At 45.7% G+C, this 16,033-nt stretch carries 11 protein-coding genes and 1 pseudogene; 2 read left to right on the top strand and 10 right to left on the bottom strand.

The window, feature by feature from the left end; all coding sequences use genetic code 11:
* The first annotated feature begins 36 nt into the window (after positions 1–36).
* Positions 37–1,053: an ArsA family ATPase gene (locus tag ACTXGF_RS20515; protein WP_443535336.1), complete on the top strand. Its 1,017-nt coding sequence runs from the start codon at positions 37–39 to the stop codon at positions 1,051–1,053.
* Positions 1,054–1,078: 25 nt separating this feature from the next.
* Here the strand turns inward: ACTXGF_RS20515 and ACTXGF_RS20510 are convergent, their stop codons facing one another.
* From ACTXGF_RS20510 to ACTXGF_RS20500, 3 genes are all read right to left on the bottom strand, one after another.
* Positions 1,079–2,755, bottom strand: a complete 1,677-nt coding sequence (locus ACTXGF_RS20510) for a GTPase/DUF3482 domain-containing protein (protein ID WP_443535334.1) — start codon at positions 2,753–2,755, stop codon at positions 1,079–1,081.
* A 249-nt stretch (positions 2,756–3,004) separates the two neighbouring features.
* Positions 3,005–3,976, bottom strand: a complete 972-nt coding sequence (locus ACTXGF_RS20505; RefSeq protein WP_443535333.1) for a sterol desaturase family protein — start codon at positions 3,974–3,976, stop codon at positions 3,005–3,007.
* A gap of 211 nt (positions 3,977–4,187) precedes the next feature.
* Complete coding sequence (locus ACTXGF_RS20500) at positions 4,188–5,588, bottom strand: DUF2868 domain-containing protein (protein WP_443535331.1); 1,401 nt, start codon at positions 5,586–5,588, stop codon at positions 4,188–4,190.
* A 219-nt stretch (positions 5,589–5,807) separates the two neighbouring features.
* On the opposite strand from ACTXGF_RS20500, the gene ACTXGF_RS20495 reads away from it, so the two are divergent.
* Positions 5,808–6,599, top strand: coding sequence for an SDR family oxidoreductase (locus ACTXGF_RS20495; RefSeq protein ID WP_443535330.1), 792 nt, complete (start codon positions 5,808–5,810; stop codon positions 6,597–6,599).
* A gap of 38 nt (positions 6,600–6,637) precedes the next feature.
* Here the strand turns inward: ACTXGF_RS20495 and ACTXGF_RS20490 are convergent, their stop codons facing one another.
* The 7 genes and pseudogenes from ACTXGF_RS20490 to acnD form a co-directional block, all read right to left on the bottom strand.
* Positions 6,638–8,191 (bottom strand): bifunctional 2-methylcitrate dehydratase/aconitate hydratase, encoded by a 1,554-nt coding sequence (locus tag ACTXGF_RS20490; protein WP_443535328.1) that lies wholly within the window; start codon positions 8,189–8,191, stop codon positions 6,638–6,640.
* Between the two features lie 143 nt (positions 8,192–8,334).
* On the bottom strand, positions 8,335–8,961 hold the full coding sequence (locus ACTXGF_RS20485; RefSeq protein ID WP_443535326.1) for a GNAT family N-acetyltransferase: 627 nt from the start codon (positions 8,959–8,961) through the stop codon (positions 8,335–8,337).
* A 71-nt stretch (positions 8,962–9,032) separates the two neighbouring features.
* Positions 9,033–10,886, bottom strand: coding sequence for an ABC transporter ATP-binding protein (locus ACTXGF_RS20480; RefSeq protein ID WP_443535324.1), 1,854 nt, complete (start codon positions 10,884–10,886; stop codon positions 9,033–9,035).
* 38 nt (positions 10,887–10,924) lie between these two features.
* On the bottom strand, positions 10,925–12,178 hold the full coding sequence (gene prpF / locus ACTXGF_RS20475) for a 2-methylaconitate cis-trans isomerase PrpF (protein ID WP_443535322.1): 1,254 nt from the start codon (positions 12,176–12,178) through the stop codon (positions 10,925–10,927).
* An 80-nt stretch (positions 12,179–12,258) separates the two neighbouring features.
* Positions 12,259–12,519 carry a Txe/YoeB family addiction module toxin gene (locus tag ACTXGF_RS20470; protein WP_037025847.1) on the bottom strand — a complete coding sequence of 87 codons (261 nt, stop codon included), beginning with the start codon at positions 12,517–12,519 and terminating at the stop codon, positions 12,259–12,261.
* A 107-nt stretch (positions 12,520–12,626) separates the two neighbouring features.
* Positions 12,627–12,887, bottom strand: a pseudogene (locus ACTXGF_RS20465) (type II toxin-antitoxin system Phd/YefM family antitoxin); the annotation flags it as partial.
* Between the two features lie 228 nt (positions 12,888–13,115).
* Positions 13,116–15,749, bottom strand: coding sequence for a Fe/S-dependent 2-methylisocitrate dehydratase AcnD (acnD, locus tag ACTXGF_RS20460; protein ID WP_443535366.1), 2,634 nt, complete (start codon positions 15,747–15,749; stop codon positions 13,116–13,118).
* Between the last annotated feature and the right edge of the window lie 284 nt (positions 15,750–16,033).

Genomic DNA, 16,033 nt, shown 5'->3' with positions numbered 1-16,033 from the left:
TTTATTAGATAATGAAACAAAATACGAGATAACGATATGGCATTACACCCTTTACATGGATTGGTAGAGCAATTAGAGACACAACCGATTATATTTATCGGCGGCAAAGGTGGTGTAGGGAAGACCACCACTGCAGCAGCTCTAGCCAGCTACTATGCAAGCCAACAGCAAAAAACCTTAATTGTCTCAACCGATCCGGCACATAGTTTGGGCGATGTGTTGAATGTACGACTCAATAATGAGAAAACGGTGATATCACCTTATCTAGATGCGATTGAGTTAAATCCTGACGTGATTGTCGATGAGCACTTCGCTCAAGTTGAACGTACAATTAAAGCTTATGCCAACCCAGATATGATGCCAAAAATTCGTGAGCATCTGAGGCTGTCTAAGTCGGCACCTGGCGCCCAAGAAGCCGCGATGCTCGAATCCATGTGTCACCATTTAGTCGAAGCCGCAGATGCTGGGTATGAACACATCATCTTTGATACCGCACCGACAGGTCATACTTTGCGATTGTTGGTATTACCAGAAATGATGGGAGCATGGACGGATGGGTTGCTTGCACAGCAGCGACGACAGGCCAAATTACGTTCGGTGGCGACGCATTTAGACAGTCACAATCAAAAACAGAGCACGCAAAAGAACGACGTGGCCAATCCGTTTGCAGCCAAAAAATCAGATCGCTGGGAGCAAGCTGTCTCCGTATTAGAAAATCGCAAGCAATTGTTCCGACAAGCAGGGTTGCTACTACATGACCGTACACAAACAGCGATTGTGTTGGTGATGACCGCTGACGTCTTGCCATTGGCTGAAACCAAGCGCGCTATCGAGCAATTGGAAGATAGTAAGCTCATGCCAGCAGCAATCGTCATCAATCAGTTGATATCAATAACGCAGTCGGATGAGTTTTGGCGCCGCCGCGCTGAGCGTCAGCAGCATCTGCTGCAGGATATCGAACAAAGCTTTACCAAGTACCCGCTGTATCCAATCTATCTGCAGCAGACGGATGTACGCGGTACTGATGCATTGAGTGCGTTGTTAAGTGCATAGGGTGCATAGATAGTTAGCTAGTAATTTATGACTCACGCTTATACGACTGTAGTTTACCTGACAGCGACCATGCCATGTCTGTGCGTAATAACTGAGCTTGTTCAGACTTGCCGCTGCTAAGCGACGACCATTGTGGTTTACCACGCGCTTTTTTGAGCTCACTTGGTAGTTTGTGTGCTGGCCATACCGTAATTGGATTATTGTCTTCATCTGCATGGTCACTGTCGTCAGTTAACGACGTTCCAAGACTACTGTTTTCGCCCTTATATAATAACTGAGTGGCATCTGTAGCAGCATGACCACGATGACGTAAGGCCGTAAGTAAGTCTAATGCTCGCGTGGCTAGCAATGTTAATGTTGCAGGATCGATATATAAGCGTTTTACCCCAGTAATCCTATCTGCAATACTGCTGGTGTTTGATAGCAACCCGCCTGCGATACCACCTATTGCGGCACCCAATCCCAGTGTCGTACCTAGGGCTGCTGCATCGATACCTAATCCTAGAAGCGCACCAGCTGCTGCACCAGAAGTGGTACGAATACCGTAGCTCTTGAGAAGTTCAGGGTCGAAAGGATCTTGTTGATAGGCTTGTAGTTCAAGCGGCGTTGCAGCAACGGCATTGTCATAAAACTTATAAAGGTTAAGGAGATTGTGCTGCATCGCACGCTCACTTTGTCTGACCGCTTCTTGCATTTGCTGTAACACAGGAAGTGGGTCGTCATCTTCATTGATCTCGCGTACAAAAGCAGCAACATTCAATAAAAAATCAGCGATGATGATATTGGCCTCATCATAGAGCTGCGCCCAGTCTTCCGTTCGACGTTGCATCAGCTGCTCAAGCATCTCAGAGTGGGTGAGCATGGTGGCTAGGTTTTTCCATAGGCGCATCTCATCCTCAAACTCAAACGCGACCGAATCAAAACGCGTTGAGATATGAAGATTGCGTCTTGCCAGCATCGTTTGCCAGTCGTCGATATTGGCATTCTGACTGTCAGTAAAATTAAAAACAGGCATCACAGGAATCGCAGCCCAAGACAAAATTGCTAGCTCGTCTTTATATTTACCCAATACAGGCTCACGAGCATCTACTACGTAGATGGCCATATCACTTGTCAGCAGCTGACGAATTACTTTGGCTTCTTGACTATAATCATAGGGCAAGTCATAGCTGTCTGCACCTTGAGCGACATCCGCCGCCAAAAACTGTTGCAGACGTTCAATACCATCACGGCGACTGGCAGTATTATCCTCTAGCCAGTCCATAAGCCCTGAAGCATCTTCCAGACCAGGCGTATCGTATAGTGCTACTAGCACCTCACCAGTTCGACTGTCTGTCAGCTGTGCTTGCTCAACGTGACGCGTGGTCGCAGCTTCGTTTTTGACTTCACCAAAATATACGTCACGCAGTAATGTGCGCAGTATAGAGGTTTTGCCCGTATTGGTATGACCGACGACCGCCAATTTAAGCGGTTCACCACTGGCAATCGTTTTCTTTGTTACCCTTGACGCTGGTGCTGTCGTTGCTGATGTATCGGTTGATACAGGTTGATTATCCTGAGTAGCTATTGACTGAGCTACTGTGGATTTTGAGGTGTTGTCTGAAGGATGATTTGAGACATCAGGGGTCGGCTCATAAGCCTTGTCCGCAAAGAGACCCGCAGGCTTGTCATTCTGGTGATTATTTTTATTGTCATTATTCATAGTAACGTCTTATATTTATTAATGGCCAAAAAATACAGTAGCCATTTATTGTAAAACAAATCTGATTGAGTATCGGTTATCAATGCGTATTGTCCCTATCATAAATCGTAGTCCACGCATTTTTGATCATGCTATAGTCGGTTCGATATACTTTGGATAACTTGGATACAAGGCAGCCGAGTGAAAGTACGACAAGTAGTAGGCTAAGCAAGACTGACACCGTATCCAATTTATAGAGGATTGACTATATTAGACTGCGCTAGGTGGTCTGAACAATACTTTTAACTTCTGCTTAAATCCTTTGGCACGAAAAAACCGCTGCCACATACGGTAAAAGACGCCAAATATCAGGCTGATGATATTGTCATGGCTGGTTTCACCAACGGCACCATATTTGACAGGGTTGTTGACCGTATCTTCTTCTACATAAGTGCCAAACCAGCGATCAAAAATAATGAGTACGCCGCCATAGTTTTGGTCAATGTATTCGTCGTTGGTACCATGATGGGCACGGTGATTGGATGGGGTATCAAAGACATACTCAACCCATTTTGGAAATTTTCCCACGGTTTCGGTATGGATAAAGAATTGATAAATCAAATCTAACGCGTAAAAGAAGAATACCCAGACAGGATGCACGCCCAACATCATCAGTGGGACAAAGAATAACCACCAACCCGTCACTGAGTACAGCAGGCTTTGACGCATGGCGGTGGACAGATTCATATGGTCATCTGAATGATGCACGACATGCGCTGACCAAAACCAATTCATACGATGTGACGCGCGATGGAACCAATAATAGCTAAACTCAACCGCGACAAATATAGGGATGGCGGTAAGCCATGTCACCTCAATAGTAAATAAGCGATATTGATATAACCATAAGCAGATAGGTATGACGATAAGCGCTTGAACAATCAATTCAAACCCTAGATAAGAGCCGCCCAAGCTAAAATTGGTCATTGCACGGCGCCAGCTAAAGCTTTTACTATTGCCGCGCTTGGACTGATAGAGCCATTCTGCCAAAAATAACAAGAAAAATGGACCACCAGCCAGCGGTAGCAGCCATTCTTGCCAATACGCAGGCAAAATGCTCGCCAGCATTGGCTGCCACAACTCTGGAGCAGCCGTTAAGATACTTTGGTTTAATGCCTCTCGGTATCCATCCAATAGTTGACCATACTGTCCTAGGGTCATAAGGGAGTTGTCTACTGCCATCTTGGGCTCCTAGCCACGATAAAACATCCTTGTCATCTTAATATGACGTCACAGCTATCAAAATATATCTTAACTCTTATATCAATAAGTCTTTAAGACTGCCTGAAGTGATAGACCTATAATATTTATTTATTGTATATCATAATAGTCATAATGATAAGTTCGGATATGAACAACAGATCGAAAGTAAGAGATTAAAAATTAGAAAGTATTAAATATCTATATCAACCAAGCCAATTTTTCGTGCAGAAAGAGCCGTTTGCCACTGTTGATAGCGAACCGTTTGTTTGTCTGACGGCTCATCATCGGTACGTGCGTCAGTTAAGTCAGCAGTAGAGTTGGTATCGCTAAGCAGCTGTACAATAAGCCCATCTTTGGCGTGAGCCGCGATTTGATCGAGTTTGCGTAGCGTACCGCGGTCGGGCAGTGCATTGCTATGAATGCCAAGTAAAACTTGCACCGGATGCGTATCTAAGTAATTTTTTAGCCGTGTCATATCATCACGGTCATCGACGATACCAAAATCCTTAACTTCGCTTGATTGTTCAAAACCATGGTTGCTGCCACCAAGCCCTGACTGCCACCATTTGTCCTGATCTGCAGGGTATTCAAGTAGAGCAACTAACTTCTTGCCCGCACTGACCGTTGCTTTTGGGGCGATAGGGGGTGGTGCCTCAGTAAAGTCATCAGCATCTACCACGTGCCGCTGCCAAAAATTTAGGATTTTTTGATAATAGGGCTGTTTGATATCCAAACACATTTTTTTGCGGCGGAACATCAATGCACAAAACGCCCATACTATCGCTCGCGGTACAATGCCGTACATCAGCAAGCTACCAACCAGTAATCCCGCCCATTGCCGTGCAACAGACAACGGCATAGCTTCGGTGACAAGCCTGCTCTGTGCGATCGCTGTACTGTCTGGTACACCAAATCCCACCATACTTGGTAGCCAGCCTAATACCTGAGTCAAGCTCACAAGCGCTTGATCAGAGAGTAGGGTTGACTCCCAGCTAAAGCTATACTGACGTACAACCAGCAAAAATATAATCGCAAGCAGCATACCGGTCAATGTCGCAAGCCACAACTGATGGCTAAACCGCCCCAAATACCAACGCATACCGCTATGCTGCAACTGGCGTTCATACAGATCGACGGCCGCTTTGGTCACATCATCTTTACCACGTATGAGGTAACTTGGACTGACAAAGCTCGCAAACCAACTGGGCGATTGCTGATCTCGATTGATGAGTGTCATCACCAGCCAGCCACCAAGCATAATGGTATGAAAACCAAGCAGACAGACCAACACATAAAAGAAGTTCACAACATTAGACTGCAATAGCGTGAATAACCCCAAAAACCCTGAGATACACCACACCACGCTCATAACGATCATGATGCCCTTTATACGGCCGTCAATCTTACCCAGTACACGTGCAAGCACCCCGTTGCTGTCTATACGTGACGCCCGTCGATGCAGCTTTTGGATAGGCGTACCGTCCTCACCCTGTAGCTTTTCCGTGATTAATAACGGGTCAGTGGCAAAGACGTGCTGATCGGTCTCTAAAGCACGTACCAGCTCGGTCAGTTGATCTTGGGGTGATAGCATAATGCGATAATATCCGTATGAAGGTGTCAATATAAGAAATAGCAATCCGAAAACAGTCGCTTTAATCGTTATAGATTATTGTAGCGTATATAGAATAAGGATGACTTGTATTATTTCTCTCATAGTAAACCCTCATAAAATCAGCCAAAATGAATACATAAAACCAAATCGTGTCAAAAAGCGTATCAAAGAGACATATCAAAAAAAGGAAGGTGCCATATGAATAACGAAATGAATAATAAAACCTACCTTATCATCGGTGGAACAGGCGGTATTGGTCAGGCCATGGTGCAGCAGCTAATACACACAACGACTGTGAGTCAAACGGACAGTCAATCTAATCAAAGCCATCGCACACAAGTATTTGCTACTTATCATCGCAATGAGCCGAATATTGAAGCAGAAAACCTGCACTGGCTGCCAATGAATGTCAGTGATGAGGACAGCATTAAAAAAGCTGCCGATACCATCAAACAGACGGTCGGTCATGTGGATTGGGTAATCAACTGCGTGGGGTTACTACATACAGAGACAGCGCAGCCAGAAAAGGCCTTGCGACAGATGGAGACGGAGTTCTTTTTACAAAATATGCAAATCAATGCCCTAGCAAGTTTGCTGATAGCCAAACACATCAAACCGTTGCTTGCCAAGGCTAATCGAAGCGTCAATCATCCTGCCGTTTTTGCTACCGTATCAGCCCGCGTCGGTAGCATCACTGACAATCAGCTAGGCGGCTGGTATAGCTATAGAATGAGCAAGGCGGCGCTCAATATGGGGATGAAAAACCTGAGTATTGAATGGGGCAGATCACTTAAAGATGTATGCGTGGTCGTTATGCAACCAGGCACTGTCAACACTCAGCTGTCCGCACCGTTTCAAGGCAATGTCGCTGAAGAACATTTGTTCTCGCCAGCTTATAGCGCGGAATGCTTATTGGAGGTGCTCTCAGAGATGACTGCAGCTCAATCAGGCAGTTTTGTCGATTGGGCTGGAGAGTCAATACCTTGGTAGCCGTTAAACTGACGCTAGCGTACTAGTAAGCCATCAATCTAATACGCTTCAAACAGCGCCATAAACTCATTAACAGGCGTCTGCTCCAGTCTTTCTTGATCGTCGCATAACTCAATGATGTGTTGACAGCGACTTTCGATAAAACGAGTGGCTAGACTGGCGTGGAACTTGGCTTCCAGTACAGGGATGCCTTCGGCGCGGCGACGCTTATGGCCAATAGGATACTCTACAGCCACTTTTTCTGTACTGGTGCCATCGTTAAAAAATACTTGGATGGCATTGGCAATAGAGCGTTTACTGGGGTCATGATAGTCTTTTGAATACTGCGCGTTTTCCTCTACGACCATCTTGCTGCGCAGCTCATCGATTGACAAATGCTGTTCGTGATAGTCATCCTCGTAGTTCTCTGCCATCAGATCGCCTGTCAACAACGGCACAGCCACCATATACTGCAAACAGTGATCTCGATCTGCTGGATTGGCAAGGGCGCCTTCTTTAGAGATGATGCGAATCGCTGAGTCATGGGTAGTCAGGACGATTTTGTCGATATCGTCAATTCTGTCTTCGATGTGTGGGTGCAGAATCACAGCGGCTTCACAAGCAGTCTGCGCATGAAATTCAGCTGGAAAGCTTATTTTAAATAAGATATTTTCCATCACGTAACTACCAAAATCCCGCTGGAATTTAAAACGACGTTCGCCTTCAGGCTTTGTCGCTAGATCCTTGTTGGTATGGCTAAATAGCACATCATAAAACCCCCACTGCGGTGCAGTTAATGCGCCAGGGATGCCCATTTCACCACGCGCCGTTATATCGACCAGACGTACCGCACGACTGGTCGCATCGCCTGCTGCCCAAGATTTTCGGCTGCCAGCATTGGGTGCATGACGATAGGTGCGTAGTGCCTGACCATCGACGATGGCTTGTGAAATCGCTGCCATAATGCGCTCACGTGGCAGCTGATAAAGTTTGGCGACGACGGCTGTTGATGCCAACTTGACCAAAAACACATGATCAAGACCCACACGGTTGAATGAGTTTTCGAGTGCCAGTACGCCTTGAATTTCATGCGCCATGATCATGGCTTCAAGCACTGCTCTCATGGTTAATGGTGCTTGTCCTTGGCTGATATTTTTTTGACTAATATAGTCGGCGACTGCCAAGATACCACTCAGATTATCAGAAGGATGGCCCCATTCTGCAGCAAGCCACGTATCGTTATAGTCAAGCCAGCGCACCATACAGCCAATATCAAAAGCGGCCTTGACGGGGTCTAGTCTATAGGAGGTTCCAGGGACGCGAGCGCCATGCGGCGTTATTTGATCGGGGCAATCAGGCCCCAAGTGCTTGGTGCACTCAGGGAAGCGCAGCGCAAGTAAGCCGCAGCCAAGCGTGTCCATCAGACAGTGGCGCGCGGTATTCCACGCATCAGTAGGGTTTGGGGATTGCCTGTCTATTGAATAGTTGAGAACGTAATCGGCGATTTTTTGAATTTCATCATCATATTCTGGACGGACGTTGCTCTCTACCGTCGCATCGTTTGTATTTGAATTGGCTTTATTTGAATGATTATCTAAGTGATTATTTGACATGGTTGGTTCCTCATCCTGAGTGTGCTACTTCCTTGACTGATTATCTCAGCCATCCTTTTAAAGGAATCATTATTTAAAAGTAGCATACTCAATATGGAACAACCAATTTGAATTATGTTAAGAATTAAGACGTTAGCAGTGGTCTAAATCATTAAGTACAACAGACCTAAAACAAACAAAGCGGCCATGATAAACAGCAGGAAACTTAACACTTTGGTCGTGGTTGATGCAGTGTCTGTGCTCTCTTTTTTGATTTTATTTTTCTTAGCAACGTATAGCACCATTTTTACATGCTCGATATTGTCCTCGAGGTAGTGCTCGCCTTCAGGCACAAAACCTAACGACTCATAAAAACTCAGTAAGTAAACCTGTGCCGAAATAATAATCGGGCGCTTTTTACCGTACTTTTTGCGGCACTGTGTAATAGCCTGATTCATCATCTGCCGTGCTAGACCATCACCTCTATACTCCGATAGCACAAGTACTCTACCGATAGCAGGCATCGCGGTGTGGTTGGTTTTAATCGCAGGATCAGCTACTGATAGATTGGATTTTAGCTTATTAAACTCAGGTGGGATGATACGGCAATAGCCCACCAATGCTGCATTTTGATGAGCGATCAGGTGCAAGCAATCAAAATCCACTTCATCCATATCTTGATAGGCACAGTTTTGTTCGACGACAAACACTTGAGAGCGCGCCTTTAAAATATGATAAAGATCAACTGAGGTCAGCTCGTCAAAGGTTTTTAAAGAAAATTCACAAGTCATAGTGGGCTAGCTTCTGGCAATAGGCAGTAAAAGATTGGCATTATAACGATTTAGGCAGGCATTAACCATTCCTAACCGTTTAGGGTCTGGCTGATTTTGTCTAGGTTTAGGCTATCAGACATAGCGCTAAAGATTTCAAAGTATTTGCCACGTTGGGCATAAAGTACCTCATGCGTACCTGTCTCAACCACTTCGCCATTTTCTATCACCACGAGATCATCTGCATCGATGATTTGGGCAATATTGTGCGAGACCATAATGACGGTACGGTCTTTTTTAATCAGATCTAGGCTTTTTTTGACCTGTTGGCTGGCAATGGCGTCTAGACTGGCTGTCGGCTCGTCCAAAAATACAATGGGCGGGTCTTTTAAAAACATCCTTGCCAATGCAATACGCTGCTGCTGACCACCTGATAGGGATTTGGCAGTACTCTCGTAGCCATCTGGTAGAGACATGACTTGCTCGTGGATAGAGGCTTTTTTTGCAGCCACGATGATGTCATCTTCGCTGGCATTCATATCACCATAGCGGATATTTTCACTGATCGTACCCGAAAAAATATGATTGCTCTGTAGTACTAGGCCGATGCGCTGACGCAACTCATGGGTATCACAGTCAGCCAAATCATGTCCATCTAGGCAGATCGTGCCAGCATCTGGGGCATAGAACTTGACCAATAGATTGATAATTGTGCTCTTGCCCGCGCCAGAAAGGCCAACCAACGCGGTGATACGATTGGGCTTGATAGTAAAGCTGACGTTTTTTAGCGCTTGCGTACCATTAGGATAGGTAAAATCGACATTTTTAAGCTCGATATGGCCCTTTAGGTTTTCGCTACTGATGCCATCGATGTTTTCGACTTGTTTATCGTCTTCTAAAATATCAAAAAAACCTTCGGCATAGGTCAATGCATTATTTATCTGGTCGTAGATGCGGTGCAATTGACGGATAGGGGCGGCGACGTTTTGAAACAGCATGACATGAAACAAAATCATACCAATGGTCATCTCGCCTTTTAGCACAAAATAAGCGGTGAGAAGAATGATAACCACCACCCCAATCTGCTCGATAAAGGTTTTGATGGCATCATAAATAAAGCCAATACTACGAATGCGCAGTTGATTGTCCGTCATTTCCTTTTGAATGGCTAGGTGTTTCTCAGCCTCAATGGACTCACGGACAAAGGATTTCACCACGCTGATCGAATTAATCAAAGAGATCACCAAACCGCTTTTGGCTTCTCGAAACCCACGCATCTGCCGACGAAACCCTTGCAAACGGCGTGCTTGCTTTTGGCTGATAAAGAAGTAAATGGGTATGATAATAAGACCGACCATGCCAACCCAAAAATTGGTCGAAAACATGATAATAAGTGCCACAACTGCATTGGCAAATAGCGGTAGCATGTCGATAAAGAAGTTTTGCACGAGGCTGGTTAAACTGCTGACCCCGTAATCGATACGGGTTTGCAATTTACCACTGTCGTTCTCACTACTGGTATAAAACGCCATCCGATAGGTAAGGATGCGCTCAATGATTCTTTGGGACAAGTCACGAGATAAGTTGATGCGAATCTTTTCACCAAAAAAACGCTGACCAAAAGAGATGAATATCGACAGGATCTCTTTGGTCAGGAGGACCGCGCTAATAATACCTAACATACGCAGACCTGCTTGCCATGGCTCGGCAAGCGTAGCAATTTCGGTTAACGTATCAACGGTATAACGTAGTACAAACGCATTGACCTGCGCGGTAAAGGAGCCTAGGGCGGTCAGCACTAAGGTAGCAATAATAAGCAGGCGATACGGTTTAGCAAATACCGCCAGTTTTTTTAATATATCCCACAGCAGTGCCCGCCGTTCTTTCTTTTCGACTGGAGGCTTTTTGTCTAATTGCACACGGCGTGGCTGGGGAGATGTTGGCATAAAACTCTATCGCAAATTGAAATAAGCCATGGCTACGCTTAAAATGCATCCGCTGGCACAAAAACTTCACCAACCATAATACGCCTTGCTGAGCGGCTCATCGACACTTTTTTGGCTTGCCAGCGCCCATCGACCAGTTCGGTTTTTCCGCCGACGAGCAATGTGCCTGATGGGTGGCCAAAACGCACCTCTGTCAGCTCGCCAGCGCCTGCTGCTTGATTGACGAGCGTGCCTTGTGTGGTTGCTGCAGCGGCAATAGCGACGGCTGCTGTACCCATCATGGCGTGATGCAGTTGACCCATACTCATGGCACGTACCACTAAATCAATCTCACTTGCATCGACCGACTTACCACTAGAGGCGGTATAGCTCTGTGCTGCGCCAACCCAAGCGACTTTAGGAATGTGTTGGCTGGTCTGTGCCTCGCTCACGTCTTTAAATAATCCCATCGCAACACCGCCTGTGGCACGGATTTTCTCAAGTTTGGCAAGTAGCTCACCGTCGCTATTGATGTCGCCTTGTAATTCAGTACCGGTAAAACCTAAATCTTCTGCTTTCATAAAGATGGTTGGGATGCCTGCGCTAATAAAGGTCGCTTTGACGCTATCGGTATTTAAACCGCAGCCAGTTACATCGAAGTCATCGACCAAGTTGCCAGTAGGGAACATGTCGCTGGTGGCATCTACAGGATCGATAAACTCAATTTTGACTTCAGCCGCTGGGAAGGTTACACCGTCTAATTCAAAATCGCCCGTCTCTTGAACCTGTACTTTATCATCTGCATCTTTATAGACTGGGACATAGGCAATAATCGTTTTACCGATATTTTCTTGCCAAATGCGTACTTCACAAATACCGCTATCTGCATTGTCATCGATGCTATGAGCAATCTTGTCAGCATCGACCAAACCCATATTAATGGCACAGGCACCGACGGCCGCGGTTAAGTTGCCACAGTTACCCGCCCAGTCAATCATAGGTTTGGCGATATTAACTTGTCCAAACAGATAATTCACATCGTGGTTTGGTCTGTCAGAGGCCGATAAAATAACCGTTTTTGACGTGCTAGAGCTACCATTGCCCAAACCATCAATCTGCTTGCCGTAAGGATCTGGACTACCGATGACCCGTAATAGGAAGTTATCACGTGACTCGCCAGCGACTTGGCAACGCTCAGGTAATTCAGATAATTTAAAGAAAGTGCCTTTTGAAGTACCACCGCGCATATAGGTAGCAGGAACGGATAGTTGCGGGGCGAAAGAGAGTTTTGATTTAGTATTGGTTTGGGCCACTGTATTAAGTCCTTTTTATATTGTTATAAGAATAGGTATGGTGCCATCAGCAAGTAAATATGTATGATTAAGAGCGCTCGTTAATAATGATAGCGGCAAGAGATAATCGTCAGATAGTTATCATCGACGGCATATACCAAACGATTGGCGTCGTCGATACGTCTTGACCAAAATCCGGATAGGTTTTCTTTTAGGGGTTCAGGTTTGCCAATGCCTTCAAACGGATTACGCTTACATTCGGTGATGAGTTTGTTAATACGTTTGAGTGTTTTTTTGTCTTGCGTTTGCCAGTACAGGTAGTCTTTCCACGCAGCATCTGTCCATGCTAGTTGTTCACTCATTGTTAGACCCTTTTCCTTTGGATGGATTACAGTCTTTGAGTTCAAGCACTTTCAATATCGCCATCCGTATGCTCATTATTATCGTTGCTACCATCACCTTTATCACTATCTTCTACCGTATCTATTAGCTCACGCGTAACCGTCTTGCCAGCTTTATATTGGGCAATAGAGTCCGCTAAGTGCGCTGCATTGGCAGGAGATTTTAGCAGATAGACGGTTTCCATCAGGCTATTGTAATAATCAAGTGACATAACGACTGCATCATCAGCGTCACGGCGGGTCACGATAGTGGCATTGGCATCATCGTTTACCGTGTCTAGGACAGATTTTAGGTGCTTTCTGGCTTCTGAAAAACTAACGACTCTCATGGCTTACTCCTTTCATGACACTCTAGATGACTTGTACAATATATAGTACATATTACGCCATTGGTTAAGTAAACTCAATATTTAGCTACTATCTAGTACTTAGGAGTAAGTAACAAAACTCAGTATATAGAACGCAAAAGCAAATAAAAGCCGATGTCATATAAGGTTATACAACATCGGCGACTTCTATACTTTTCTATTTATCATGCTAAAACCTACAAGAGACTTTTAGACAATATCAAGCGTACCTTCGATAAACTCTTTAGCAAAGCGTTGTAGCATACCGCCAGCATTGTACATTTTGACTTCATCAGCTGTATCTAAGCGGCAGATAATAGGCGTCTCAGTGGTACTACCATCGGCACGATGAATCACTAGAGTCATCAATCCGCCAGCCGAGACTTCACCTGTGACATCAAAGGTTTCCGTGCCATCGATATTTAGCGTATGGCGAGTCGTACCTTCTTCGAACTGTAAAGGTAGCGCGCCCATGCCAACTAAGTTTTGACGATGAATACGCTCAAAGTCCTCAGCAACGACGGCTTCTACGCCAGCGAGACGCACGCCTTTGGCAGCCCAGTCACGGCTTGAGCCTTGACCATAGCCATCACCTGCGATGATGATAAGCGGCTGCTCACGGTTCATGTAGGTTTCAATCGCTTCCCACATGCGCATGACTTGACCTTCTGGTTCGACGCGCGCCAGTGAGCCTTGGACAACTTCGCCATCTTCATCGCGTACCATTTCGTTCAATAGTTTAGGGTTGGCAAAGGTGGCACGTTGCGCGGTTAAATGGTCGCCGCGATGGGTCGCGTATGAGTTATAGTCCTCAGCAGGCAAGCCCATGGTATCGAGGTACTCGCCAGCTGCCGATGAGCCCAGAATAGCGTTTGATGGTGACATATGGTCGGTTGTGATGTTATCACCAAGGACTGCAAGCGGGCGTAGGCCTGTCAGTTTATTTTTCTTAGCCATTTTGCCTTCCCAATACGGCGGACGGCGAATATAGGTCGTCATTTCACGCCAGTCATACAATGGGCTTAGTGCCTTACCTGTGTCTTTTTTGGCTTCATCAAACATTGGGATATATACGGCATTAAATTGTTCAGGCTTCACGGCAGCAGCAACAATGGCATCCACTTCTTCATCATCAAACCAGATGTCTTTTAGATAGACGTCATTGCCGTCTTGGTCTTTACCCAATGAGTCTTTTTCGATATCAAAACGGATGTTACCAGCGATGGCATAAGCAATAACCAATGGCGGCGATGCCAAAAATGCTTGCTTAGCGTACGGATGGATACGACCGTCGAAGTTACGGTTACCAGATAGCACTGCCGTGGTAAATAAATCATTGTCGATAATTTCTTTTTCTATATCAGGGTCTAGCGCACCGCTCATACCGTTACACGTCGTACAAGCAAAGCCGACTACATCAAAACCGATTTCTTGTAGCTCAGGCATCAGGCCTGCTTCTTCTAAGTACATTTTGACGGTTTTTGAACCAGGTGCTAAGGATGACTTCACCCAAGGTTTACGTAATAGGCCTTTAGCATTGGCGTTACGGGCAACGAGGCCTGCGGCCACCATGTTGCGTGGGTTTGAAGTATTGGTACAGCTGGTGATAGCAGCGATAATCACCGCGCCATCTGGCATGAGACCGTCTTTAGGTTCCGGCAGTTTTTCGTCAGCGCCATGAGCAATACCTTTGGCAACCAAGTCCGTAGTCGATACACGGGCATGTGGGCGCGATGGGCCTGCCATATTACGTACCACTGATGACAAATCAAACTCAAGGACGCGTGCGTATTCGGCTTTTTCCATGCCGTCAGCCCATAGGCCCGTTTGCTTGGCATACTGCTCAACCAGTTTAATCTGTTCCTCAGAGCGACCAGTCAAACGCAGATAATCAGTGGTTTGCTCATCGATATAGAACATCGCGGCAGTGGCACCATATTCAGGTGTCATATTGGAGATAGAAGCGCGGTCACCGACACTTAGCTGGCGTGCACCGTCACCAAAGAATTCGATATAGGTAGAGACCACACCTGCGTCACGTAAGAACTCAGTCATCGCCAGTACAAGATCCGTACCAGTGATGCCTTTTTGCAATTTGCCCGTTAATTTAACACCCACATAATCAGGCAAGCGCATATATGATGGGTTACCTAGCATGACGCTTTCGGCTTCTAGACCGCCAACACCGATTGAGATCACACCTAGTGCATCGACCATCGGCGTGTGGCTATCAGTACCAACCAATGTATCGGCAAAAGCGACTTCTTCACCCGCTTTATTGTGCACGACCTGTACGACAGGTGACATTTTTTCTAGGTTGATCTGATGCATGATGCCGTTACCAGGCGGTACGACGTTTACATTGTCAAAGGCATACTGGCACCAGTTGATGAAGTGAAAACGGTCATCGTTGCGGCGCTCTTCAATCGCACGGTTTTTCTCAAATGCGTCGTCTTCGAAGCCTGCATGCTCAACGGCCAATGAATGATCAACGATAAGCTGAGTTGGCACGATAGGGTTTACCTTAGACGGATCACCGCCTTGCTCAGCGATAGCATCACGCAAGCCTGCCAAATCAACAAAGGCCGTCTGACCTAAGATATCATGACAAACGACGCGGGCAGGGTACCAAGGAAAGTCGAGGTCTTGCTTGCCTTCGATATGCTGCTTTAGGGCATCGGTTAACTCTTCTGGTGGGCAACGGCGTACTAAATTTTCACACAATATTTTTGAGCAAAACGGTAGCTTGTCATACGCGCCAGCTTCGATACTCTCGACAGCCTCGCGGGTGTCAAAATAATACAAATCAGTACCGGGAAGTGGCTTTTTGAATTGTTCGTTCATTGGTTGTACTAGGGCGTTGTCCATAAGTCACCTTTGGCTGTTGGCTAATTATAATAAGTAGTTAAGCGTTGATATTGGGTAAAAATTCATTCCTTTAGCAAAATCATCGTTCGTTATTATAGGCTTTGCTAAAGAAGCGATATTGAAAATTAAAAGGGCATAGTCTATAAAAAAGATAGTGTATGACGATTAAACCTGAAAAACTCATAGCAAGGCTCAATCATCATACCTGTATCAGCTAGCACTGCCGCTAGCTGATAAGATTACTTAGCAAAAATCATCTT

The sequence above is a fragment of the Psychrobacter sp. 1Y6 genome, from assembly GCF_052258385.2.
In the GTDB taxonomy this organism is placed as follows: domain Bacteria; phylum Pseudomonadota; class Gammaproteobacteria; order Pseudomonadales; family Moraxellaceae; genus Psychrobacter.
Note: the sequence above shows the minus strand (reverse complement) of the source record. Positions and strands in the feature narration are given on the sequence as shown.

Excerpts from the sequence above, each read along its gene's own strand:
- ACTXGF_RS20515 (WP_443535336.1), top strand. The coding sequence starts at position 37 with ATGGCATTACACCCTTTACATGGATTGGTAGAGCAATTAGAGACACAA.
- ACTXGF_RS20510 (WP_443535334.1), bottom strand. The coding sequence starts at position 2,755 with ATGAATAATGACAATAAAAATAATCACCAGAATGACAAGCCTGCGGGT.
- ACTXGF_RS20505 (WP_443535333.1), bottom strand. The coding sequence starts at position 3,976 with ATGGCAGTAGACAACTCCCTTATGACCCTAGGACAGTATGGTCAACTA.
- ACTXGF_RS20500 (WP_443535331.1), bottom strand. The coding sequence starts at position 5,588 with ATGCTATCACCCCAAGATCAACTGACCGAGCTGGTACGTGCTTTAGAG.
- ACTXGF_RS20495 (WP_443535330.1), top strand. The coding sequence starts at position 5,808 with ATGAATAACGAAATGAATAATAAAACCTACCTTATCATCGGTGGAACA.
- ACTXGF_RS20490 (WP_443535328.1), bottom strand. The coding sequence starts at position 8,191 with ATGTCAAATAATCACTTAGATAATCATTCAAATAAAGCCAATTCAAAT.
- ACTXGF_RS20485 (WP_443535326.1), bottom strand. The coding sequence starts at position 8,961 with ATGACTTGTGAATTTTCTTTAAAAACCTTTGACGAGCTGACCTCAGTT.
- ACTXGF_RS20480 (WP_443535324.1), bottom strand. The coding sequence starts at position 10,886 with ATGCCAACATCTCCCCAGCCACGCCGTGTGCAATTAGACAAAAAGCCT.
- ACTXGF_RS20470 (WP_037025847.1), bottom strand. The coding sequence starts at position 12,519 with ATGAGTGAACAACTAGCATGGACAGATGCTGCGTGGAAAGACTACCTG.
- acnD (WP_443535366.1), bottom strand. The coding sequence starts at position 15,749 with ATGAACGAACAATTCAAAAAGCCACTTCCCGGTACTGATTTGTATTAT.